A 20,631-nucleotide genomic window follows, 5' to 3' on the forward strand; every position below is an offset into this window, starting at 1 on the left:
CGCTGCCGAACGCTGCCGAAACTCACCCGTAAACTGCAAAACTATCGTGGCGGCGGCATGAGCGGTTCGGTCGCGGTGGACTTCGGGCTGGATGACGATGCGCTGACGCTGGAATGGTCCATCGGCGGTCTGGATGAGCTGGTTCTGCAGCAATGGGGCAGCACATCAGACATTCCGCTGCGGTTTGCCGGTTCATTGCAGCGCGACGACACCGGTGATGTCTCCGCAGTCGAAGTGATGATGCGCGGCYGTCACAAAGAGTTTGATTTCGGTGAGTACAAACAGGGTGAAGACACTGAAACCAAAGTCACCACCCAGTGTACGTATTTCAAACTGACCATCGATGGCAAAGAGCTGATTGAGATCGACACCGTCAATATGGTCGAAGTCGTCAACGGCGTTGACCGTCTGGCGGAACACCGTACCGCACTCGGCCTGTAATTCCCTCCTAAAGCCGGCAGTCATTGCCGGCTTCATTTCCCACTCAAGCAGGAAAACACATGAACCCGACTGACATTAATGACAACACCGTGATTCTTGACGTTCCGCTCAAACGCGGCGAGATGGAAATCACCGAAGTTCAGGTCACCAGACCCACTGCGGGCAGCTTACGCGGTATCGGTCTTGCGGCACTGGCGAACGCGGATGTAGACGCGCTGATCACCATTTTACCGCGCATCACCTATCCGAACCTGACCAAAGAAGAGTGCTCGCGCCTGGAGCTGCCGGATCTGATTGCGCTGGCAGGTAAGGTGATAGGTTTTTTATCGCCGAAACCGGTGGCGTAAGTATTGCGCCCCGCCTCACCGTGGATGACCTGATGGCAGATATCGCGGTGATATTTCACTGGCCGCCGTCCGAGATGGACGGTATGTCACTCACCGATCTGCTGAACTGGCGACATAAGGCACTGCAACGCAGCGGAGTAAAAACAGATGAGTAATCTCGAACAGTTACCTCACACGCTGGAAAAAATAAATCAGGATCTGGCCGCCTTCAGGGCCGAAACCGACAAGGTCAGAGAAAACCTGCTGATGCTGCCCGGGAAGACATTATTCAGCGTCGTCTCAGAAGACATCACTGATGCTTCCCTTCAGTTTGAAAAGTCGCTTTTCGCCCCGGACAGCGAAACCGAAACGCAGGCATTTTCCGGCCTGAAAAAGGCGGTGGCCAGCCAGCCGGCAGAAAAGTTGCGGCAGCAACGCCCGATGCAAATGGAACAGAAAGGGCTGGAGATCGGGCAACAGTTTAAAAATCGCGAACTGAAAATTGGCCAGTTAAAAAATATCAGCTCATCAGTCCTTTCCTTTGCACAACCGAAACTGGCGCTGGCGCAAACTTTTCTCAAACCGGGTGCAGATCTGGAGGCCGGGCTGGCTGAAGTGCAGTCGGTCCTCGGACTGAAAAATGACGATCCGCACATTGCCGCTCTGCGTCAGCAAAGTCTTTCGATGGCGGCTTCCGGCCATTCGCCAGCGGAGGTTGTGGCCAGACAGCAGGCATTAGCGAAAGGCGGAATGAATGCCGATCAGGTTCTGGAACAAACACCGGCGGCACTGAATGGCGCAACGCCTGCTGCGCAGATGGCGGTGACCGTGAAAGGCGACAATCTGGATGGCGATATCACTAAGTTATTTGCCACCTGGGACACTATCCGTATCAATCTTTTTGACGGACAAAGTGCCGCCCTGCGAGAACTGACGCAAACGGCTACCAGCTGGCTGGGCACGATCAATACCTGGATCACCGATAATCCTATGCTGGTGAATTCCCTGCTCGGTCTGGCATTAGGCATCACGGGCATTGTCGGCGGTATGGGTGCGCTCGGCATGGTCATCGCGCCAGTGCTCAGCGGCATCAGTATGCTGATGGCGGGAGCCGGTTTACTTGGGACTATTTTTACCGGTACCGGTGGCATGATTGCCGCAGCGTTCACGGCCATCGGGCTGCCACTTCTGCCCGTCATCGCACTGATTGCCGGGATCGGTATCGCCGTAGTGAAACTTTGGGAGCCGATCAGTGCCTTTGTCGGCGGAGTAATTGACGGATTTACTGCGGCAATGGGGCCAATAAGTGGCGCGTTTACACCGTTCAAAACCGCGCTGGGATGGATTACGGATTTGTTTGAGCCAATCCACTTCACTCAGGACACCCTGAGCGGCTTCACTGATATCGGCAAAGGGGTCGGAGAAGCGATCGCAGAGATTTTCGTCACGCTGAATAAAGCCGTCTCTCAAATCGGCGAAGTCTTTAGCTGGGCGAAAAAAGGATGGGACTCCATTTTTGGTGACAGTGAACCCGCTGAACGCCCGGATATTTCAACACCGCCCTTAGATGGCATCTCCCCAACCGGCGGTGCGCTGAACCTGTATCAGCCAGCTAAAAGCAGCGTGGCCAACAACCTGACGGATAACCGGGCAACGACGGTAAATTTAAGTTTCACAGCTACCCCGGAGACGGATCATAACCAGGTCAGAGCCTGGATCGAGGATTCCATTAACCAGCGGGAATGGAACAATACCAACAATCTCCTCAGCCAGTACAACAACGGAGGGATTTACTCATGATGATGTCGCTGGGTTTATTTGTGTTTAAGTTGAGCACGCTGCCCTATCAGAATACGAACCGTCAGGTGAACTATGGCTGGGGGGCGAACGCGCGTTTCGGACAGCGTCCGGTCTCTCAGTTTCTCGGGCTGGGTGAGGAAACGATAAAAATCACCGGGCAATTATTGCCTGAAATGACCGGCGGCATGCGCTATTTGCAGGCACTGCAGAGCATGGCAGATTCAGGGCGGGCATGGCCGCTCATTGAAGGCAGTGGCACGATTTACGGCATGTTCGTTATCAAAAGTATAGCCAATGACAATGCCGAGTTTACTTCCAGCGGCCAGGCGCGAAGCATCAATTTCACGCTCAATCTGACGCGCGTCGATGAATCGCAGGCCGCCATGTTCGGCGATCTGCTGACCCAGGCCGAGGGCTTATATAACAAGGCCAGTTCGGCACTCAACAATTTCGCCAGCGGAGTCTGATCATGCTTACTGATTTGCAGCTACCCGTTGGCGCACGCATCACGCCCGCATTCACGCTGACGATAAAAAATAAGGTGCTGGAAGAAAATATCTCTGCTCGGATCATCAGTTTATCTGTCACGGATAACAGCGGTTTTACCGCAGACACATTGAATTTAACCTTCGATGACAGCGACGGGCAATTGCAAATGCCCGTTCGCGGCACCGTTTTGCATCTGCATCTGGGATGGTCGAAACAGGCGCTCTATGACTGCGGCTATTTCACGGTCGATACAGTCACTCATTCCGGCTCTCCGGACAAAATAGGAGTGGTTGCCCGCAGCGCAGATTTCCGCGGTTCCTTTGATAACAAAATCAGCCAGTCTTACGATGATTACACGCTCGGCGCGATTGTCAGAATCATTTCAAGCCGGAATAAATTAGATCTGCCAGTAATCCCGCAGGAACTTGATAGCGTTAAGATCCCGCATATTGACCAGACCAGCGAAACGGACAGCTACTTTCTCACCCGGCTGGCACAACGTTACGGTGCGCAGGTAACGGTTAAAAACGGCGCAATTTTATTTTTTAAAGCAGGCACCGGTCGAACCTCTTCCGGACAAGCAATCCCCTGGAAAACCATTGTCCGCAGCGACGGCGATAACCACAACTATCAGATGGTCGATAAGAAGGCATACGATGGCGTGAAGGCGCAGTGGCATGATCTCAAAACGGCGACCACCAGCAATGTTGCTCTCAAGCGTTCGCCCGCAGAAGGCAAAGAAACCCAGCCTGCCAGTTACATCGCGGGATCCGGGACAAATGTTCTTGAACTGGGCAAAATATTTCCTGACGAAGAGACTGCTAAGCGGGCTGCGGATTCAGTGTTCAATCAGATTCAGAATGATGCCGCAACATTCAGCATACGGCTGGCCCTGGGACGTGCTGATTTGAGTGCGCAATCTCCGGTCAATGTGCAAGGGTTTAAAGACGTGATCGACAGTCAGCGCTGGGTGATTGATTCCGCTCTGCATGAGATTAATGAGAAAGGTTTTACTACTAAATTGATTCTGAAACCTTATGTTGCAGATATCACTTATCAGTCTTCAATTTTGCAATTATAACTTGCTTTTGCGAGTTATGAGTTCATAATTACCTCATCGCTTACCTGTTATGCCGGAGGTTTTTATGATGCATTGTCCACTTTGCGGAAAAGTAGCCCATACACGTTCGAGCCGCTATCTGAGTGAATCGACCAAGGAACGCTATCATCAGTGCCAGAATATCAAATGCAGTTGTACTTTTGCGACGCATGAATCAGTCGCCCGGGTTATCTCAAAACCGGGTAGCCAACCTGCCACTGCGTAGCCATTTTGTAGTCACTGATGTAAAAAAAAGGGGTTAGCCGATGGCTAACCCCTTGTTCTATATTAACTAGTAGATGTCGCGTTAGCGATACCTTAGTTAAGACGCTCTTTAATACGAGCAGACTTACCAGTACGCTCACGCAGGTAGTACAGTTTAGCTTTACGAACGGCGCCACGACGTTTAACAGTAATGCTGTCGATTACCGGGGAGTGAGTCTGGAATACACGCTCAACACCTTCGCCGTTAGAAATTTTGCGAACAGTGAATGCAGAGTGCAGACCGCGGTTACGAATAGCGATAACCACGCCCTCGAATGCCTGCAGACGCTTTTTAGAACCTTCAACGACCCATACCTTAATTTCCAGAGAATCACCTGGACGGAATGCAGGTACGTCTTGCTTCATCTGCTCTTGTTCGATTTGTTTAATGATATTGCTCATAATATGTCTCTTACCCTAGGTAAACTGATATATCGGGACGGCCTCGCGTTATGCTTTGGCGTTCCCTTCATAGTTTTGTTGACTGAGCCGATGTTCCTTTTGGAACTCTCTCAGCAACACCTCTTGCTCGTCAGTCAGAGCTAGGTTTTCCAGAAGTTCAGGTCTTCTAAGCCAGGTTCGACCCAGCGACTGTTTCAGGCGCCAGCGACGTATATCAGCGTGGTTGCCCGACAGTAAAACTGACGGTACCTCCATGCCTTCCAACACTTCAGGGCGGGTATAATGGGGACAATCCAACAATCCGTCAGCGAAAGAATCTTCTTCTGCTGAAGCCTGACGACCCAGAACGCCCGGTATAAAGCGGGAAACTGAATCAATCAGAGTCATTGCCGGCAACTCTCCACCGCTAAGAACATAATCGCCAATTGACCATTCTTCATCAATTTCGGTTTTAATTATGCGCTCATCGATCCCTTCATAACGGCCACAAACCAGAATAATTTTCTGATGGGCCGCCAGCTCGCAAACACCGGTTTGATCCAGTTTGCGCCCCTGAGGTGAAAGATAAATCACCTTCACACCTTCGCCTGCCGCTGCTTTTGCTGCATGAATAGCTTCCCGTAAGGGTTGCACCATCATCAGCATTCCGGGACCACCGCCATAAGGGCGCTCATCCACGGTACGATGTCGATCGTATGCGAAGTCACGAGGACTCCAGCAATTTACGCTCAACAGGCCATTCTTAACTGCCCGGCCAGTTACCCCGTAATCCGTAATTGCGCGGAACATTTCAGGAAACAGGCTAATTATACCAATCCACATAGCCTACCCCTTCCAAATGTTTGACCGCTCAACCAGACGTTGTTTACATCAGTAAACACTACGGAGGTCAAAAACCAGGATCCCAATCTACTTCAACAGTGCGAGTAGCGAGATCGACTTTCTTGATAACCTGCCCATCGAGGAACGGAATCAACCGCTCCTTGAGTCCGAAGGCATCTTTCAGGTTGGCTTTAACTACCATCACATCGTTAGAACCGGTTTCCATCATATCGATGATTTTGCCCAGTTCGTAACCGGAAGTTGTCACTACCTGGCAACCGAAAAGGTCTTTCCAGTAGTAGTCACCGTCTTCCAGTGGAGGCAGTTGCTTTGAATCGACGACAATTTCGCAATTAGTCAGAAGATTCGCGGCATCCCGATCATCAACGCCTTTGACTTTGATAATCAGGTCCTGAGTGTGGCGTTTCCAGCCTTCCAGCTCGACAACTTGCCACTTACCGGCACGCTGGATAAACCAGGGCTGGTAGTCAAAGATGCTTTCAGCGTCTTCGGTGGATGAAAACACTCTGAGCCAACCACGAATGCCGTACGTTGAACCCATTTTGCCAAGAACTAACGGCTCAGCGGGTACCACTGGATTGGATTGCTTGCTCATTGCCACCACCGCGACAGATTAAGCTGCTTTCTTAGCGTCTTTGATCAGCGCAGAAACGCGATCAGAAACGGTAGCACCCAGACCAACCCAATGGGCAACACGGTCCAGATCCATACGCAGTGCTTCAGCCTGGCCAGAAGCCAATGGGTTGAAGAAACCTACGCGTTCGATGAAACGACCGTCACGAGCGTTGCGGCTGTCGGTCACTACTACTTGATAAAACGGACGCTTTTTTGCGCCGCCACGTGCTAAACGAATTGTTACCATAACATCCTCTTTAGTTAATAAAACAACCAGACCCCATCGGGGAACGGGGTCTGGTTGCAATATAAAAAGCCCGAAAATTTTACTCATTTTGGCGCAAAAAGCAATCTAAAGCGTAGAAACCTTAGCCACCATTTTGCATGAGCCACCTATATGGCTGATATATAGGCAGTGACGTCGATTAACGGCCAGGGAAACCTGGTGGCATCATACCTTTCATGCCACGCATCATTTTCGCCATGCCGCCACTCTTCATTTTCTTCATCATGCGCTGCATATCGTCGAACTGCTTAAGTAAGCGGTTGACGTCCTGCACTTGCATGCCGGAACCCATCGCGATACGACGCTTACGGGAACCTTTAATAATTTCTGGCTTAGCGCGCTCTTTCAGCGTCATCGAGTTGATGATCGCTTCCATCCGCACCAGCACTTTGTCATCCATCTGGGATTTGACGTTATCCGGCAACTGACCGACACCCGGCAGTTTGCTCATCATACTCGCCATGCCGCCCATATTACGCATTTGCTTGAGCTGCTCGAGAAAATCGGTCAGGTCAAAGCCGTCGCCTTTCTTGAGTTTGCTGGCCAGTTTTTCAGCCTGCGCGCGGTCAACTTTGCTCTCAATATCTTCGATAAGAGAGAGAACGTCGCCCATACCCAGAATACGGGAGGCAATACGATCCGGATGAAACGGCTCCAGCGCATCGGTTTTTTCACCCATACCCAGGAATTTAATCGGCTTGCCGGTGATGTGACGAATCGACAGCGCAGCACCGCCGCGGGCATCACCGTCGACTTTTGTCAGGATCACACCGGTCAACGGCAGCGCCTCATTAAACGCTTTCGCGGTATTCGCGGCATCCTGACCGGTCATAGCATCGACCACAAACAGGGTTTCAACCGGATTAATCGCGGCATGTACCTGTTTGATTTCGTCCATCATCGCTTCGTCGACGTGTAAACGGCCGGCGGTATCGACAATCAGCACGTCGTAGAATTTCAGTTTCGCCTGCTGCAGGGCGCGGCTAACGATATCAACCGGCTTCTCCTGTGCATCAGACGGGAAGAAATCCACTTCAACTTGCTGCGCCAGGGTTTCCAGCTGTTTGATCGCCGCAGGGCGATAAACGTCGGCGGACACCACCAGTACTTTTTTCTTTTTCTTTTCTTTCAGGAATTTCGCCAGTTTACCGACGCTGGTTGTTTTACCTGCACCTTGTAAACCCGCCATAAGAACCACGGCCGGAGGCTGCGCCGCTAAGTTAAGCTCGGTGTTCGCCTCGCCCATCGCAGTTTCCAGTTCTTTCTGGACAATTTTGACGAATTCCTGCCCCGGCGTCAGACTCTTATTGACCTCATGGCCAACAGCGCTTTCCTTCACCCGGCTGATGAAGTCACGTACGACCGGCAGCGCAACGTCCGCTTCCAGTAAGGCCATACGCACTTCACGTAATGTCTCTTTGATATTTTCTTCGGTCAGCCGCCCGCGGCCGCTGATATTGCGCAGTGTGCGCGACAATCGATCGCTTAAATTCTCAAACATCGTCTCTTGCTCAACGTAATGACAGGCCGCTTTTGCGACGTAATTGCGGGATTATAACACGAAGCGCGGACGATCTCTGCTTTGGCATCTCAGATAGGTTGGAGCGTGACGCGGGTAACGTTATACTGCGGTTCTCATTCACTTTTCGATGCTACCGAAACGCTATGTCAGTTTTTGCTCTCGTCGCCATGTTGGCCTATCTGCTCAGCCTTGCACTGATCATTCCGAGCATCATCCGGAAGAACAGCGCATACCGGCGTTTAGCACTGATTTCCGTTGTGGTGGCACTTGTTTGCCACGCTGTCGCATTGCAGCAACGTATTTTCGACGTCAGCACCGGCCAGAACCTCAGCCTGGTCAATATCGGTTCGGTGGTCAGTTTAATCATCGGAACGGTGATGACCATCGTAGCCTCGCGCAATCGCGGCTGGTTTGTTTTGCCAATTGTTTACAGCTTTTCGCTGATCAATCTGGCGTTCGTGACGTTTCTTCCTGGCGAATTCATCACGCATCTTGAAGAAAGCAAAGGCTTACTGGTACATATCGGCCTGGCATTATTCTCTTATGCCACGCTGATGATTGCCGCCCTTTACGCGTTGCAACTGGCGTGGCTGGATTATCAGCTAAAGAATAAACGCCTGACGTTTACGGCTGATATGCCGCCGTTAATGAGTATTGAACGCAAACTTTTTCACATCACTCAGATTGGCGTTATTTTACTGACGCTGACGTTGTGCACCGGATTACTTTATCTGAACAACCTGTTCAGCCCAGAGAATATCGACAAGGCTGTCTTATCGATACTGGCATGGTTTGTTTATATCGTTCTGCTGTGGGGCCATTATCACGAAGGCTGGCGTGGCCGTCGCGTGGTATGGTTCAGCATGGCGGGCGCCATCCTGCTTACTCTTGCCTATTTTGGCAGTCGCCTGATCCAGCAAATCATGGTTCATTAATTAAAAGGAATACCCGTTGGAGCACGTCTCAACAACAACCCTGATCATCACATTGATCATCATGGTGGTGGTTTCGGCTTATTTTTCAGCCTCCGAAACCGGTATGATGACACTCAACCGTTACCGGTTACGTCACCTGGCTAAACAGGGTAACCGCGCGGCGCGTCGCGTCGAAAAGCTGTTAAAACGCCCGGACCAGCTGATCAGTCTGGTACTTATCGGTAACAACCTGGTCAACATCCTTGCTTCCGCTCTGGCAACCATTGTGGGCATCCGTCTTTACGGCGATGCCGGTGTAGCGATTGCCACGGGTGTACTGACATTTGTCGTACTGCTGTTTGCAGAAGTGCTGCCTAAAACATTTGCCGCCCTGAATCCTGAACGCATCGCGTTTCCGAGCAGCATTTTGTTGCGTCCGCTGCAAACCATTATGATGCCGCTGGTGTGGATCCTTAACAGTCTCTCGCGTTTGCTGATGCGAATGTTTGGTATCAAAACCACCACAAGCCTCAGTGACGCCGTCAGTAAAGAAGAGCTGCGTTCCATCGTGAACGAGTCACGCTCGAATATCTCGCGCCGGAATCAGGACATGCTGCTTTCCGTGCTTGATCTTGAGAAAGTCTCTGTTGATGACATCATGGTTCCGCGCAATGAAATCGTCGGTATTGATATCAATGACGACTGGAAATCGATTATTCGTCAGCTTACCCACTCACCTCATGGCCGTATTGTGCTTTACCGAGACTCACTCGACGACGCTATTGGGATGCTTCGTTTGCGCGAAGCTTATCGCCTGATGACCGAGAAAAAAGAGTTCACCAAAGAAAATCTGCTGCGCGCCGCTGACGAGATTTACTACATTCCGGAAGGCACGCCGCTGAATATTCAGCTGGTAAAATTCCAGCGAAATAAAAAGAAAGTGGGCATCGTGGTTGATGAATACGGTGATATTCAGGGGCTGGTAACGGTTGAGGATATCCTCGAAGAAATCGTCGGTGATTTCACGACGTCGATGTCGCCAACGCTGGCAGAAGAAGTCACGCCGCAAAGTGATGGTTCAGTACTGATCGAAGGCAGCGCGAACGTGCGGGAACTGAATAAAGCCTTTAACTGGCATCTGCCAGCCGAAGAAGCGAGAACTATCAACGGCATGCTGCTGGAAGTGCTGGAAGAGATCCCGACAATCGGTACTAATCTGCGCATTGAGGACTATGAAGTTGAGATCCTGGATGTTCAGGACAACATGATCAAACAGGTGCAGGTCCGTCCGTTACAACCGTTGCAAAGCAGTGTGAATCAGCGCTAATCCTCTGAATTTCAGACATAAAAAAGACGCGGAATTCGCGTCTTTTTTGTCATCAGCACAAACTAAAAACTAGATGTGCAGTTCGGACAATTTCTCTTTTGGCAGAGCCAGATCATCGTTATGGTTCACAACAACATCATGATCGAGAATGTGCTGTGCAATTTCCTGGGCTTCTTTCAGGGAATGCATTTCGTAAGTCCCGCACTGGTATTCATTCAGCTCAGGGATCTGGCGCTGCTCTTTCACTTTCAGAACGTCAGCCATCGCTGCTTTCCAGGAGTCAGCAACCCGTTGCTCTTCCGGCACACCAATCAGGCTCATGTAAAAACCGGTACGGCAACCCATCGGAGAAATATCAATGATTTCAACACCGTTACCGTTCAGATGATTACGCATGAAACCCGCGAACAGGTGCTCGAGCGTGTGGATACCACGTTCCGGCATCACTTCAATATTCGGGCGGCAGAAACGCAGATCGAACACAGTGATCGTGTCCCCGTGCGGGGTTTTCATGGTTTTTGCGACGCGAACAGCAGGTGCTGCCATACGGGTATGGTCTACGGTAAAGCTATCCAACAGTGGCATATCGTCACCTCTCCTAAATAAATTAATTTTTTTTACGAACTCAGGAAACCTTTTCCCAGCATGCGGGTCTTAATTAGTGAAAGACGCGCATTTGTTATCATCATCCCTGTAAACAGAGATGTTTATTTGGCCACATTAATTGTGGCCTTTTTCTTTTCTACTCATTGCTACTGCCTGCATTCGCAGCCAAGTATTCTTCAAAGCTTAGCTTATCACTGGCTTCCAGTGTGCGCTGACGCTGCCATGAACCATCCTGTTCAGCCATCAGAGCGCTTTCATCCAACACTTCCAGCGGTTCACTCACCAGCATCTGACGATATTTTTCTGCCAGTTCCAGCCCGAGGTTGCCGACGCCCTGCTGTTTCAGATCCTTGAGGATGCGGGCAGAATAAGTCAGTTCAGGATCATCAAACGCAGCAACCAGCTCTTTACAAACATCCTGATAGAGATGATCGCCGTTTTGGTTATCCATGATCTGAGCCACCCGATTCAGATCAGCAAACAACGCATTGCCAACGCTGGCTAACGGCTGACGTTCATCGTTACACCCGATACCAATCGTCTGGCCCGGTTTACGTCCTTCGAGGATCACACGGTTCCAGTTTTTACGCGTACAAAGCAGCTCATCGCTGTTCATTTCCGGCGCATCCGCTAAAGCACACCATACCAAAAACAGATCCAGGAAACGCGCCTGGGTTGCATCAATCCCCACCGGAGAGAACGGGTTGACGTCCAGCGAGCGGACTTCAATATATTCGATCCCGCTGCGCATCAGCGCATCCGAAGGTGTTTCACCCGATTTGGTGACCCGTTTAGGACGGATTGGCGCATAAAGTTCGTTCTCAATCTGTAACACATTGGTGTTCAGCTGAAGATATTTACCGTCTTTTTTCACACCCATTTCCGCATATTCAGCAGACGGTGTGCGGATCGCTCTCTTCACGCCCTGAACGTAGGTGTTCAGATCATTAAAAGTGATGCCCAGATTGCTCTGTGACTTATTGGTATACCCTAAATCACTCAGACGCAGTGATGTCGCATAAGGCAGATAACACAATCCACCTTCGGTATATTCGAAAGGCAGATCCGTTTCACGTCCTTTGAGGAATGAGGAACAGATTGCAGGCGAAGCCCCAAACAGATACGGGATCACCCAACCGAAACGGTAATAGTTACGGATGAGTTTGAAATAACCTGCAGAGATCGCCTCTTTCCCGCTTTCCGTATCAGTCACGCCCAACCGCTCCTGCCAAAACGTCATCGGCAGCGAGAAATTGTAATGGATGCCGGAAATTACCTGCATCAGCGCGCCATAGCGGTTTTTCAGGCCTTCGCGATAAAGTGTCTTTAAACGCCCGATGTTCGACGAACCATATTGCGCCAGTTCGATATCCTGTCCGGATTCGATAAAGCAGGGCATGCTGAACGGCCACATACGCTCGTCACCAAGCTCACGGGCCACATGACGATGAATGTCACGGAGAAACGCCATCAGATGTTCAATATTGTCATCGACGGGCGTAATAAATTCTAATAAGGCTTCAGCAAAATCGGTGGTGATCCAGCGATGCGTCAGAGCCGCACCTAAAGATTCCGGGTGGCCCGTAGTCGCTAATGAACCGTCAGGATTAACCCGAAGCGTTTCACGCTCGATACCACGACGAATACCTTTTAATGCCTGAGGGTGGGCTTCCAGCCAGGAAAGCGCCTGAGATACATCCGGGATCAAATTGACCTCCCGCTTGGTGAAACCATTAATTTGCAAGCATACTGAATCTGCATAGATGTGACCATAATTGATAGCTGATGCCAATCTAACCGAACCATGAGAGCCCCTCCAGCGTTACAAAAGTCAAAAGGATGTAACGCACTGCTTTTCCGATAAACATGAAAAAGACGACAGGACCCCACGGCATTCGCAGCCAACCTGCTAATACGCATAACACATCACCAATCACCGGTAACCAGCTCAGCAATAACGCCGCAGGTCCGAAGCGCTTCAGCCAGCCCTGTGCAACATTGAGTCCACGTTGAGGCTTAAGCTGCGGCAAAAAGCGTCCGATGATGACGTTGGTTATGCCACCTAAGGTATTGCCAACTGATGCAGACAAAACCAGTGCCGCTGGCATTGCGCTGCCAGCTGACAATAAAGCCACTAATAAGACTTCTGAATTCCCAGGCAATAATGTGGCACTTAAAAAGCTGCTGCCGAATAAGGAAGCCAGCGCCAGGGCGCTGCTCACAGCGTACGCACGTCCACAAAATCCATATTGGCGCGTTTTGCTGCCTCAATACCGAAATCAGCATCTTCAAAGACGACACATTTTTCAGGAGGCACGCCAATCAGCTCCGCACAACGCAAAAAAGTGTCCGGTGCAGGTTTGTGATTCTTCACGTCATTGGCCCCCACAATCGCATCAAAGCAATCGCGCAGCCCTAAATGCCGTAAGAGTGCATCCGCCATCCAGTGCTCACTTCCTGTTCCTACCGCCATTGGACGCCGGCCATGATAAGCCTTCACGACATCAATCAGCGGCAGAGGACGTACGGTATCGAGCAACATTTCCTGCACGGCAGCCGTTTTCTCAGCAGCAAGAAGATGGGAGTCCATCTCAACATTATTGCTGTCTATAACAAACTTGGCGATGCGCCAGGTTGGAGAGCCATTCAGAGCGACCATGGAGTCGACATCATACCGCATGCTGTATTTGGTCAAGACCTGATGCCATGCCTTACGGTGCGTAGGTTCGGTATCCAATATGGTGCCATCCATATCAAATATTAGCCCTTCGTATCGATCGTACATCGAATGCTCCATGATCACGAAAAAACAGGAAAACTACTTTATCGCAAAGTCTGTAGAAAGTCGCATTTTGTCCACGCGCACAGCACATCAGAACACGTCAGAAAGATCAGGAAAATGAAAAAGAAGAGTGAGATACAGACGTGAAATCCAGAAAACAAAAAACCCGCCGAAGCGGGTTTTCTAATGCTGAAAGACAAAAATCACTTCAACATACACAAAATATGGTGCCCCCAGGAAGATTACTCGGCGGGGCCTCGCCCTGCGGGCCGTTGCTAAAGCAACGTTATCTTCCTTCGTGCTACCTTCATGCCGGAGGACCCTATACGAAAGTCGTCGCTCAAACACGTTTAGAATATGGTGCACCCAGGAAGATTCGAACTTCCGACCGCTCGGTTCGTAGCCGAGTACTCTATCCAGCTGAGCTATGGGTGCATTGGGTTACTACAGATTTTATTTCGGAAATTGCTAAAAGAATGGTGCACCCAGGAAGATTACTCGACTATTGTCTCGCCCTGCGGGCCGTTGCTGAAGCAACGTTATCTTTCTTCGTGCTATCTGAATGTTGAGTGCAATATAAAATCTTATCATCGCTTCAACATACACAAAATATGGTGCACCCAGGAAGATTCGAACTTCCGACCGCTCGGTTCGTAGCCGAGTACTCTATCCAGCTGAGCTATGGGTGCATTTTAAATGGCGGTGAGGCGGGGATTCGAACCCCGGATGCAGCTTTTGACCGCATACTCCCTTAGCAGGGGAGCGCCTTCAGCCTCTCGGCCACCTCACCATACGCCTCTTGCGAGTGTGCTGACTAACTTTGTTCAAGCTCATCGGCACTGCGTGGCGCACATATTACTTTCTGGCCCTTATAAGTCAAACCCTTTTTTCCTAACAATCACCCGTTTGGACATTTCACGCGCAACCTGAGCAGTTTGAACACAATAACAGGCCGCGAACGCGTAAAAAACGCCTTCATTTTTAGAAAAAGACAATTCAGGAGATAAGACACAGGAAGAAATTAAAAACTAAAACGCAGGAAAACGAGGGAAGAATAAGGGATAACACACACAAAAGAGGTTCAGCGCCTCGCCATTAGCGAGACGCCTCGTAAATCAGTAACTCGTCTGCTGTGACTTTTCAGCCTGAATACGCTGATAAATCTCTTCACGGTGAACAGAGACCTCTTTCGGCGCATTTACACCAATGCGCACCTGATTACCTTTAACACCTAATACGGTAACAGTAACCTCATCGCCAATCATGAGGGTTTCACCAACTCGGCGAGTTAGAATAAGCATTCTTTGCTCCTTGAATAATTAAAAGAGTCGGGTCTCTCAGTTTCCCGGCCATTATCGATCATAAGCGGGTAAAACGTAAGCCATGACCCCTACATAAAATGTAAGCAGCCTGCAACTTCAGCCATGAGTACTTTAAGTTTAGCCGATATCGTCATTGTCGCGACTTTAATCGCGAAGCTTACATTGCCATTAAGACTGAAAACGCCATACAGCACAATACATTATGACGTTTTCATGGTTAGCTATTTATTTCTTATTACAGCTTAGCTTCAACCCAGGCTTCAACAGTCGCCAGCGCGGCAGGCAATGCCTGTACATCGCTGCCGCCAGCCTGCGCCATATCAGGACGACCACCACCTTTGCCACCGACCTGCTGTGCCACAGAAGCAATCAGCTCACCGGCTTTAACACGATCGGTCAGATCCTTTGTGACACCTGCAATCAGGCTGACTTTGTCATCGGCAATGGTTGCCAGGACAATAATCACTGATCCTAACTGATTTTTCAGGTCATCAACCATCGTACGCAGCATTTTAGGCTCTACGTTATCCAATTGACGAACCAACAGTTTAACGCCTTTCACTTCTTTCGCCTGGCTGGACAGTGATGCACTTTCCTGCGCGGCTTGCTGACCTTTCACCTGCTGAAGTTCTTTTTCCAGCGTACGTGAACGCTCAATCAGAGAACGAATTTTATCGGTGATGCTGTTCACATCCCCTTTAACCAGATGCGCGACATCCTGCAGCAAATCACTTTGCTGATGCAGGGCATTAATCGCGTTTTCACCGGTGATCCCTTCAATACGACGAACACCTGCTGCAGTACCGGATTCACTCTGAATACGGAACAGGCCGATATCGCCGGTACGACTGGCGTGCGTACCGCCACACAATTCGGTAGAGAAATCGCCCATGCTCAGCACACGAACGCTGTCTTCGTATTTCTCACCAAACAGCGCCATTGCACCTTTTTCTTTCGCTTCGTCCAGATCCATGATGGTGGTCTGAATCGGCAAGTTGCGACGAATCTGGGCATTCACCAGATCTTCTACCTGGCGAATTTCCTCTGATTTCATTGCTTCAAAATGCGAGAAGTCAAAACGCAGATAGTTATCGTTAACCAGAGAACCTTTCTGAGCAACGTGCTTGCCCAGCACCTGACGCAGCGCGGCATGCAGCAAGTGCGTTGCCGAGTGGTTCAGACGGATGCGGTCACGGCGGGCGACATCAACTTCTGCTTCGACGCTGTCGCCGATACTCAGTTTACCTGCGCTCAGTGCGCCCTGATGACCGATCGCTTTTCCATATTTCTGGGTATCAGAAACAGAGAATACGCCAGTAGTCGTTTTCAGAATGCCTTTATCGCCAACCTGTCCACCAGATTCACCGTAGAACGGCGTGTCATCCAGAACCACGATAGCATTAACGCCAGCCTGAATATCATTCACTGGCTGCCCATCGACAAACAGCGCCACGACTTTGGAATGGCGCTGCAAATGTTCGTAGCCTGAGAACTGAGTCACGCCGTCAACACGCACCATGCTGTTGTAGTCTGCGCTGAAACCGCTGGACTCACGTGCGCGGCGGCGTTGAACATCCATCGCTTTTTCAAAACCGGCTTCATCCACTTTCAGATTACGTTCACGGCAAACGTCAGCAGTCAGATCCAGCGGGAAACCAAAGGTGTCGTACAGACGGAAAGCAATTTCGCCGTCCAGAGTGTCGCCTTTCAGTGCAGCCAATTCTTCGTCCAGCAACGCCAGTCCGCGCTCCAGAGTACGGGCAAACTGTTCTTCTTCGGTTTTCAGCAGTTGCTCAACCATCGCCTGCTGTTCTTTCAGTTCTGTCGCAGCCGGCCCCATCACTTCAATCAGCGGAGCAACCAGTTTGTAGAAGAACGTGTCTTGCGCCCCCAGCATGTTGCCGTGACGGATCGCACGACGAATGATACGACGCAGCACATAGCCACGGTTTTCATTCGACGGGATAACGCCATCTGCAATCAGGAATGCGCATGAACGGATATGGTCAGCAATAACGCGCAGGGATTTGTTGCTCAAATCGGTCGCGCCAGTGACTTCTGCCACCGCAGCGATCAGTTTCTGGAACAAGTCGATGTCGTAGTTTGAGTTCACATGTTGCATAACCGCAGTGATACGCTCAAGCCCCATCCCGGTATCTACGGATGGTTTTGGCAGTGGCAGCATGGTGCCGTCAGCCTGACGGTTGAACTGCATGAACACCAGGTTCCAGATCTCGATATAACGGTCGCCATCTTCTTCAGCAGAACCCGGAGGACCGCCCCAGATGTGATCGCCATGATCATAGAAAATCTCGGTACAAGGGCCGCAAGGGCCGGTATCGCCCATCTGCCAGAAGTTATCAGAAGCAAATGCGCCGCCTTTATTATCGCCAATGCGGATAATACGTTCTTTTGGAACGCCGACTTCTTTTTCCCAGATTTCGAAGGCTTCGTCATCAGTCTCATAGACGGTGACCCACAACTTATCTTTCGGCAGATTAAACCAGTTTTCGCCGGTCAGTAGTTCCCAGGCGTAGTTGATGGCATCGTGTTTGAAGTAATCACCGAAGCTGAAGTTGCCCAGCATTTCGAAGAAGGTGTGGTGACGTGCGGTATAACCGACGTTTTCGAGGTCGTTGTGCTTACCGCCTGCGCGGACGCAACGCTGAGATGTGGTGGCGCGGTTGTAATCACGCTTATCCAGACCGAGGAAAACATCTTTAAATTGGTTCATCCCGGCATTGGTAAACAACAGTGTCGGATCGTTTGTCGGGACAAGCGAACTGCTTGAAACAATGTTGTGTCCCTTACTATGGAAGAAATCGAGAAACGCTTGACGGATCTCAGCGGTGCTCTTGCTCATAAATGTCCCGGAATCATGCTGGAAGAACGGCTCTTGAGCCGGATAACGCTGCATATGGCAGCAATCTGTTCAGCTCACGAACGAAAAAGTGCGGATAAGATAAAATTTCTGCGCGGGGAAGTAAAATACCGTATGCGGTCAATCGTCAAAATCGCGATAAATAGACTGTATTTCTTCCTGAAAGAAGCCCCGGTAGAGCAAATAACGCAGAACTTTTGATTTTTCTTTCCAGTCAGTCGGTAAATTTTCACCAAATTTCCTGACGGCCAAATCCCGCGCCAGAACGCACCAGTCTACCTCAGTGTTTTCCAGCGCCACTGTAATGATTTCTTTATCGACGCCTTTTTGCAGTAATTCCGAACGGATGCGCTGCGCACCGTAACCTTTGTTACTGCGACCGGAAATATAACGGCTGGCAAATTTGGCATCATCGAGCCAGTGATGCTGATAGCAGTAGTCAATCACCGCCTGCACATGTTCTTCCGCAATTTCTTCTGGCACTGGCCGCGGCTGAGGTTTAGCTCTCACCACCTCTTCTTCAGCAAACACATTTTGCTCCGCTTTTTTACGTGATGACCAGCTGTTTTTCTTATTCTGAGGTTTAACAAAAGGCATTGGTGGAATAAGCAACTTGCGGCGCAACTCTGTTTCGCCGTGATCACGCTGAGAAAGCAGGCGCATAGCGCGGTTAATCAGCGTGTTGATTTTCGCTGCATCACCGTCTTTTTTCTGCGGCTCAAACAGCGTGGACTCACTGTTTTGCGCAACGTCTTCCAGCAATTTTTTCAGGTCGACGATTTTTTCATTAAGTATTTTTTCATCGGGCATAAGATTTCCCCCTGATATGCAAAATGCCAGTCTGGAAACCAGACTGGCATTTTAACGACTGTTGAAAGTAGCGGACAAAGTCCCCTGCCCTTCAAATGTCTTTGTCAGACAACCGCGAAATTAAAACTCTTCGCTGGTTTCCATGTTGTCGTCAGCGTCTTCAGCAGTAGTCGCAACGCTCAATTCACCGGTGCCGCTCAGCAGCATATCACGCAGTTTTTTGTCCAGTTCAGCAGCAACTTTCGGGTTTTCTTTGAGGTAGTTACAAGAGTTCGCTTTACCCTGACCAATCTTCTCGCCGTTGTAACTGTACCATGCACCCGCTTTCTCGATCAGTTTGTGCTTAACGCCCAGGTCGATCAGTTCGCCGTTGATGTTGATACCTTCGCCGTACAGGATCTGGAATTCAGCTTGTTTAAATGGTGCGGCGATTTTGTTCTTCACGACTTTCACACGTGTTTCACTACCGACAACCACATCACCTTCTTTGATAGCGCCGATACGACGGATATCCAGACGTACAGAGGCATAGAATTTCAGGGCGTTACCGCCGGTGGTGGTTTCCGGGTTACCGAACATCACACCGATTTTCATACGGATCTGGTTGATGAAGATCAGCAGGGTATTGGCGTTTTTCAGGTTACCCGCAAGCTTACGCATCGCCTGGCTCATCATACGAGCTGCGAGGCCCATGTGAGAGTCACCAATTTCGCCTTCGATTTCAGCTTTTGGCGTCAGTGCGGCAACGGAGTCAACGATGATAACGTCAACGGCGCCTGAACGGGTCAGCGCATCACAGATTTCCAGAGCCTGTTCACCGGTATCTGGCTGAGAACACAGCAGGTTATCGATATCGACGCCCAGTTTTTTAGCGTAGATAGGGTCCAGCGCGTGTTCTGCATCGATGAACGCACAGGTTTTGCCTTCACGCTGTGCAGCAGCGATAACCTGCAGAGTCAGCGTGGTTTTACCGGAGGATTCCGGACCATAAATTTCAACGATACGGCCCATTGGCAAGCCGCCAGCACCTAACGCGATATCCAAAGACAAAGAGCCGGTAGAGATCGTTTCGACGTCCATAGAGCGATCTTCACCCAGACGCATGATGGAGCCTTTACCGAATTGCTTTTCAATCTGGCCCAGTGCTGCAGCTAACGCTTTTTGCTTGTTCTCATCAATAGCCATTTTTACTCCTCGTCTGATACAGGGGAACATCCCGCCTGCATCACTGAATATAATTTATGTACAGGTAATTGGCAGTAATTATACTGTATGCTCATACAGTATCAAGCCTAATTTTTAATAAACTCACGCAATGCAGTTTGTAACGAAAAAACAGCAGCTTGCAAACGCACTGCTTCGCGATCGCCGGAAAACTGCTGTTTCGCGGTCAGAACCCGTCCGTCTTTTCCGGCAAATCCAAACCAGACAGTGCCGACAGGCTTTTCTGCAGAACCCCCGTCAGGGCCGGCGATACCGCTGACCGAAACCGCCACATCAGCACCCGCCGCATGTAACACGCCCAGTGCCATTTCATGCACCACCTGCTCACTCACTGCGCCATATTGCTCAAGCGTGCTTTCAGAAACGCCCAGCAATTCATGCTTGGCCGCATTGCTGTAAGTGACAAATCCGCGGTCAAACCAGGCGGAGCTTCCAGCAATATCGGTAATCGCTTTGGCAATCAGGCCACCGGTACAGGATTCCGCACAGGTTACCCACCATCCCTTCGCTTTCAGCGCCGCCCCGATTTCCACACTCAGTTCATGTAAACGTTTTTCGCTCATACTCCCTCCTGGCGGGTCATCTGAAACTGACCCGATGTTAGCATTTCTCTTCCGGCCTGTGAGTCCCGTCGAAGCGTTTTGCGCGATGTATTCAGAATTGGAATAAAAAGAAAAA

23 protein-coding genes and 3 tRNA genes are annotated in these 20,631 nt (G+C 50.3%); 9 read left to right on the forward strand and 17 right to left on the reverse strand.

All coding sequences use genetic code 11. The annotated features are described in order from the left end of the window. From AC1DUO_RS18795 to AC1DUO_RS18825, 7 genes are all read left to right on the forward strand, one after another. The coding region (locus tag AC1DUO_RS18795) for a phage major tail tube protein (RefSeq protein ID WP_477988284.1) at positions 1-441 on the forward strand (441 nt) is incomplete at its 5' end. 59 nt (positions 442-500) lie between these two features. Beyond that, the gene (locus AC1DUO_RS18800; protein ID WP_113878065.1) at positions 501-788 is read left to right on the forward strand and encodes a phage tail assembly protein; all 288 of its coding nucleotides are present in this window, start codon (positions 501-503) and stop codon (positions 786-788) included. A 20-nt stretch (positions 789-808) separates the two neighbouring features. Then, entirely contained in the window at positions 809-943 is a 135-nt protein-coding gene (locus AC1DUO_RS18805; protein ID WP_013574043.1) for a GpE family phage tail protein, read from the forward strand. Beyond that, on the forward strand, positions 936-2,567 hold the full coding sequence (locus AC1DUO_RS18810; protein WP_354568028.1) for a phage tail tape measure protein: 1,632 nt from the start codon (positions 936-938) through the stop codon (positions 2,565-2,567). Before AC1DUO_RS18805 ends, AC1DUO_RS18810 begins: the two co-directional genes overlap by 8 nt. Further along, positions 2,564-3,034 (forward strand): phage tail protein, encoded by a 471-nt coding sequence (locus tag AC1DUO_RS18815; RefSeq protein WP_015689398.1) that lies wholly within the window; start codon positions 2,564-2,566, stop codon positions 3,032-3,034. The genes AC1DUO_RS18810 and AC1DUO_RS18815 overlap by 4 nt, the downstream gene beginning before the upstream one ends. A 2-nt stretch (positions 3,035-3,036) precedes the next feature. Next, positions 3,037-4,137 (forward strand): contractile injection system protein, VgrG/Pvc8 family, encoded by a 1,101-nt coding sequence (locus AC1DUO_RS18820; RefSeq protein WP_121020128.1) that lies wholly within the window; start codon positions 3,037-3,039, stop codon positions 4,135-4,137. A gap of 64 nt (positions 4,138-4,201) precedes the next feature. Continuing rightward, entirely contained in the window at positions 4,202-4,381 is a 180-nt protein-coding gene (locus AC1DUO_RS18825) for an ogr/Delta-like zinc finger family protein (RefSeq protein WP_013574039.1), read from the forward strand. A gap of 92 nt (positions 4,382-4,473) precedes the next feature. Here AC1DUO_RS18825 and rplS read toward each other — a convergent pair whose 3' ends face one another. From rplS to ffh, 5 genes are all read right to left on the reverse strand, one after another. After that, on the reverse strand, positions 4,474-4,821 hold the full coding sequence (gene rplS, locus AC1DUO_RS18830; RefSeq protein WP_013574038.1) for a 50S ribosomal protein L19: 348 nt from the start codon (positions 4,819-4,821) through the stop codon (positions 4,474-4,476). A 48-nt stretch (positions 4,822-4,869) separates the two neighbouring features. Then, a complete protein-coding gene (gene trmD / locus AC1DUO_RS18835) occupies positions 4,870-5,643 on the reverse strand; it encodes a tRNA (guanosine(37)-N1)-methyltransferase TrmD (protein WP_015689396.1) in 774 nt (257 codons plus the stop codon). Between the two features lie 67 nt (positions 5,644-5,710). Next, positions 5,711-6,259 (reverse strand): ribosome maturation factor RimM, encoded by a 549-nt coding sequence (gene rimM, locus AC1DUO_RS18840; protein WP_013574036.1) that lies wholly within the window; start codon positions 6,257-6,259, stop codon positions 5,711-5,713. 18 nt (positions 6,260-6,277) lie between these two features. Further along, a complete protein-coding gene (gene rpsP / locus AC1DUO_RS18845) occupies positions 6,278-6,526 on the reverse strand; it encodes a 30S ribosomal protein S16 (RefSeq protein WP_015689395.1) in 249 nt (82 codons plus the stop codon). A gap of 178 nt (positions 6,527-6,704) precedes the next feature. Further along, on the reverse strand, positions 6,705-8,066 hold the full coding sequence (gene ffh / locus AC1DUO_RS18850; RefSeq protein WP_013574034.1) for a signal recognition particle protein: 1,362 nt from the start codon (positions 8,064-8,066) through the stop codon (positions 6,705-6,707). Positions 8,067-8,230: 164 nt separating this feature from the next. Here ffh and AC1DUO_RS18855 point away from each other — a divergent pair, with 164 nt between their 5' ends. Together AC1DUO_RS18855 and AC1DUO_RS18860 are read left to right on the forward strand one after the other, a co-directional pair. Then, positions 8,231-9,022 (forward strand): cytochrome C assembly family protein, encoded by a 792-nt coding sequence (locus AC1DUO_RS18855; RefSeq protein ID WP_013574033.1) that lies wholly within the window; start codon positions 8,231-8,233, stop codon positions 9,020-9,022. 16 nt (positions 9,023-9,038) lie between these two features. Beyond that, positions 9,039-10,328, forward strand: a complete 1,290-nt coding sequence (locus AC1DUO_RS18860; protein WP_013574032.1) for an HlyC/CorC family transporter — start codon at positions 9,039-9,041, stop codon at positions 10,326-10,328. 69 nt (positions 10,329-10,397) lie between these two features. On the opposite strand, the gene luxS is transcribed toward AC1DUO_RS18860, so the two are convergent. The 12 genes from luxS to pncC all read right to left on the reverse strand — a co-directional run bounded on the left by luxS (position 10,398) and on the right by pncC (position 20,516). Continuing rightward, positions 10,398-10,913, reverse strand: coding sequence for an S-ribosylhomocysteine lyase (gene luxS / locus AC1DUO_RS18865; RefSeq protein WP_013574031.1), 516 nt, complete (start codon positions 10,911-10,913; stop codon positions 10,398-10,400). 157 nt (positions 10,914-11,070) lie between these two features. Continuing rightward, positions 11,071-12,642, reverse strand: coding sequence for a glutamate--cysteine ligase (gene gshA, locus AC1DUO_RS18870; RefSeq protein WP_013574030.1), 1,572 nt, complete (start codon positions 12,640-12,642; stop codon positions 11,071-11,073). An 85-nt stretch (positions 12,643-12,727) separates the two neighbouring features. Further along, complete coding sequence (locus AC1DUO_RS18875) at positions 12,728-13,156, reverse strand: YqaA family protein (protein ID WP_013574029.1); 429 nt, start codon at positions 13,154-13,156, stop codon at positions 12,728-12,730. Beyond that, the gene (gene yqaB / locus AC1DUO_RS18880) at positions 13,153-13,719 is read right to left on the reverse strand and encodes a fructose-1-phosphate/6-phosphogluconate phosphatase (protein ID WP_013574028.1); all 567 of its coding nucleotides are present in this window, start codon (positions 13,717-13,719) and stop codon (positions 13,153-13,155) included. Before yqaB ends, AC1DUO_RS18875 begins: the two co-directional genes overlap by 4 nt. A 355-nt stretch (positions 13,720-14,074) precedes the next feature. After that, positions 14,075-14,151 (reverse strand) — tRNA-Arg (locus tag AC1DUO_RS18885). Positions 14,152-14,328: 177 nt separating this feature from the next. Continuing rightward, positions 14,329-14,405: transfer RNA gene (locus AC1DUO_RS18890), tRNA-Arg, on the reverse strand. Between the two features lie 8 nt (positions 14,406-14,413). Next, positions 14,414-14,506, reverse strand: a tRNA-Ser gene (locus tag AC1DUO_RS18895). A gap of 325 nt (positions 14,507-14,831) precedes the next feature. Next, positions 14,832-15,017: a carbon storage regulator CsrA gene (csrA, locus tag AC1DUO_RS18900; protein WP_013574027.1), complete on the reverse strand. Its 186-nt coding sequence runs from the start codon at positions 15,015-15,017 to the stop codon at positions 14,832-14,834. 256 nt (positions 15,018-15,273) lie between these two features. Next, positions 15,274-17,901 (reverse strand): alanine--tRNA ligase, encoded by a 2,628-nt coding sequence (gene alaS, locus AC1DUO_RS18905; RefSeq protein ID WP_477988293.1) that lies wholly within the window; start codon positions 17,899-17,901, stop codon positions 15,274-15,276. 138 nt (positions 17,902-18,039) lie between these two features. Beyond that, the gene (gene recX, locus AC1DUO_RS18910) at positions 18,040-18,582 is read right to left on the reverse strand and encodes a recombination regulator RecX (protein ID WP_477988302.1); all 543 of its coding nucleotides are present in this window, start codon (positions 18,580-18,582) and stop codon (positions 18,040-18,042) included. A 267-nt stretch (positions 18,583-18,849) separates the two neighbouring features. Next, positions 18,850-19,914: a recombinase RecA gene (recA, locus tag AC1DUO_RS18915; protein ID WP_013574024.1), complete on the reverse strand. Its 1,065-nt coding sequence runs from the start codon at positions 19,912-19,914 to the stop codon at positions 18,850-18,852. A gap of 107 nt (positions 19,915-20,021) precedes the next feature. Then, positions 20,022-20,516, reverse strand: coding sequence for a nicotinamide-nucleotide amidase (gene pncC / locus AC1DUO_RS18920; protein ID WP_013574023.1), 495 nt, complete (start codon positions 20,514-20,516; stop codon positions 20,022-20,024). Between the last annotated feature and the right edge of the window lie 115 nt (positions 20,517-20,631).

The sequence above is a fragment of the Rahnella sp. P4_A8 genome, from assembly GCF_056402435.1.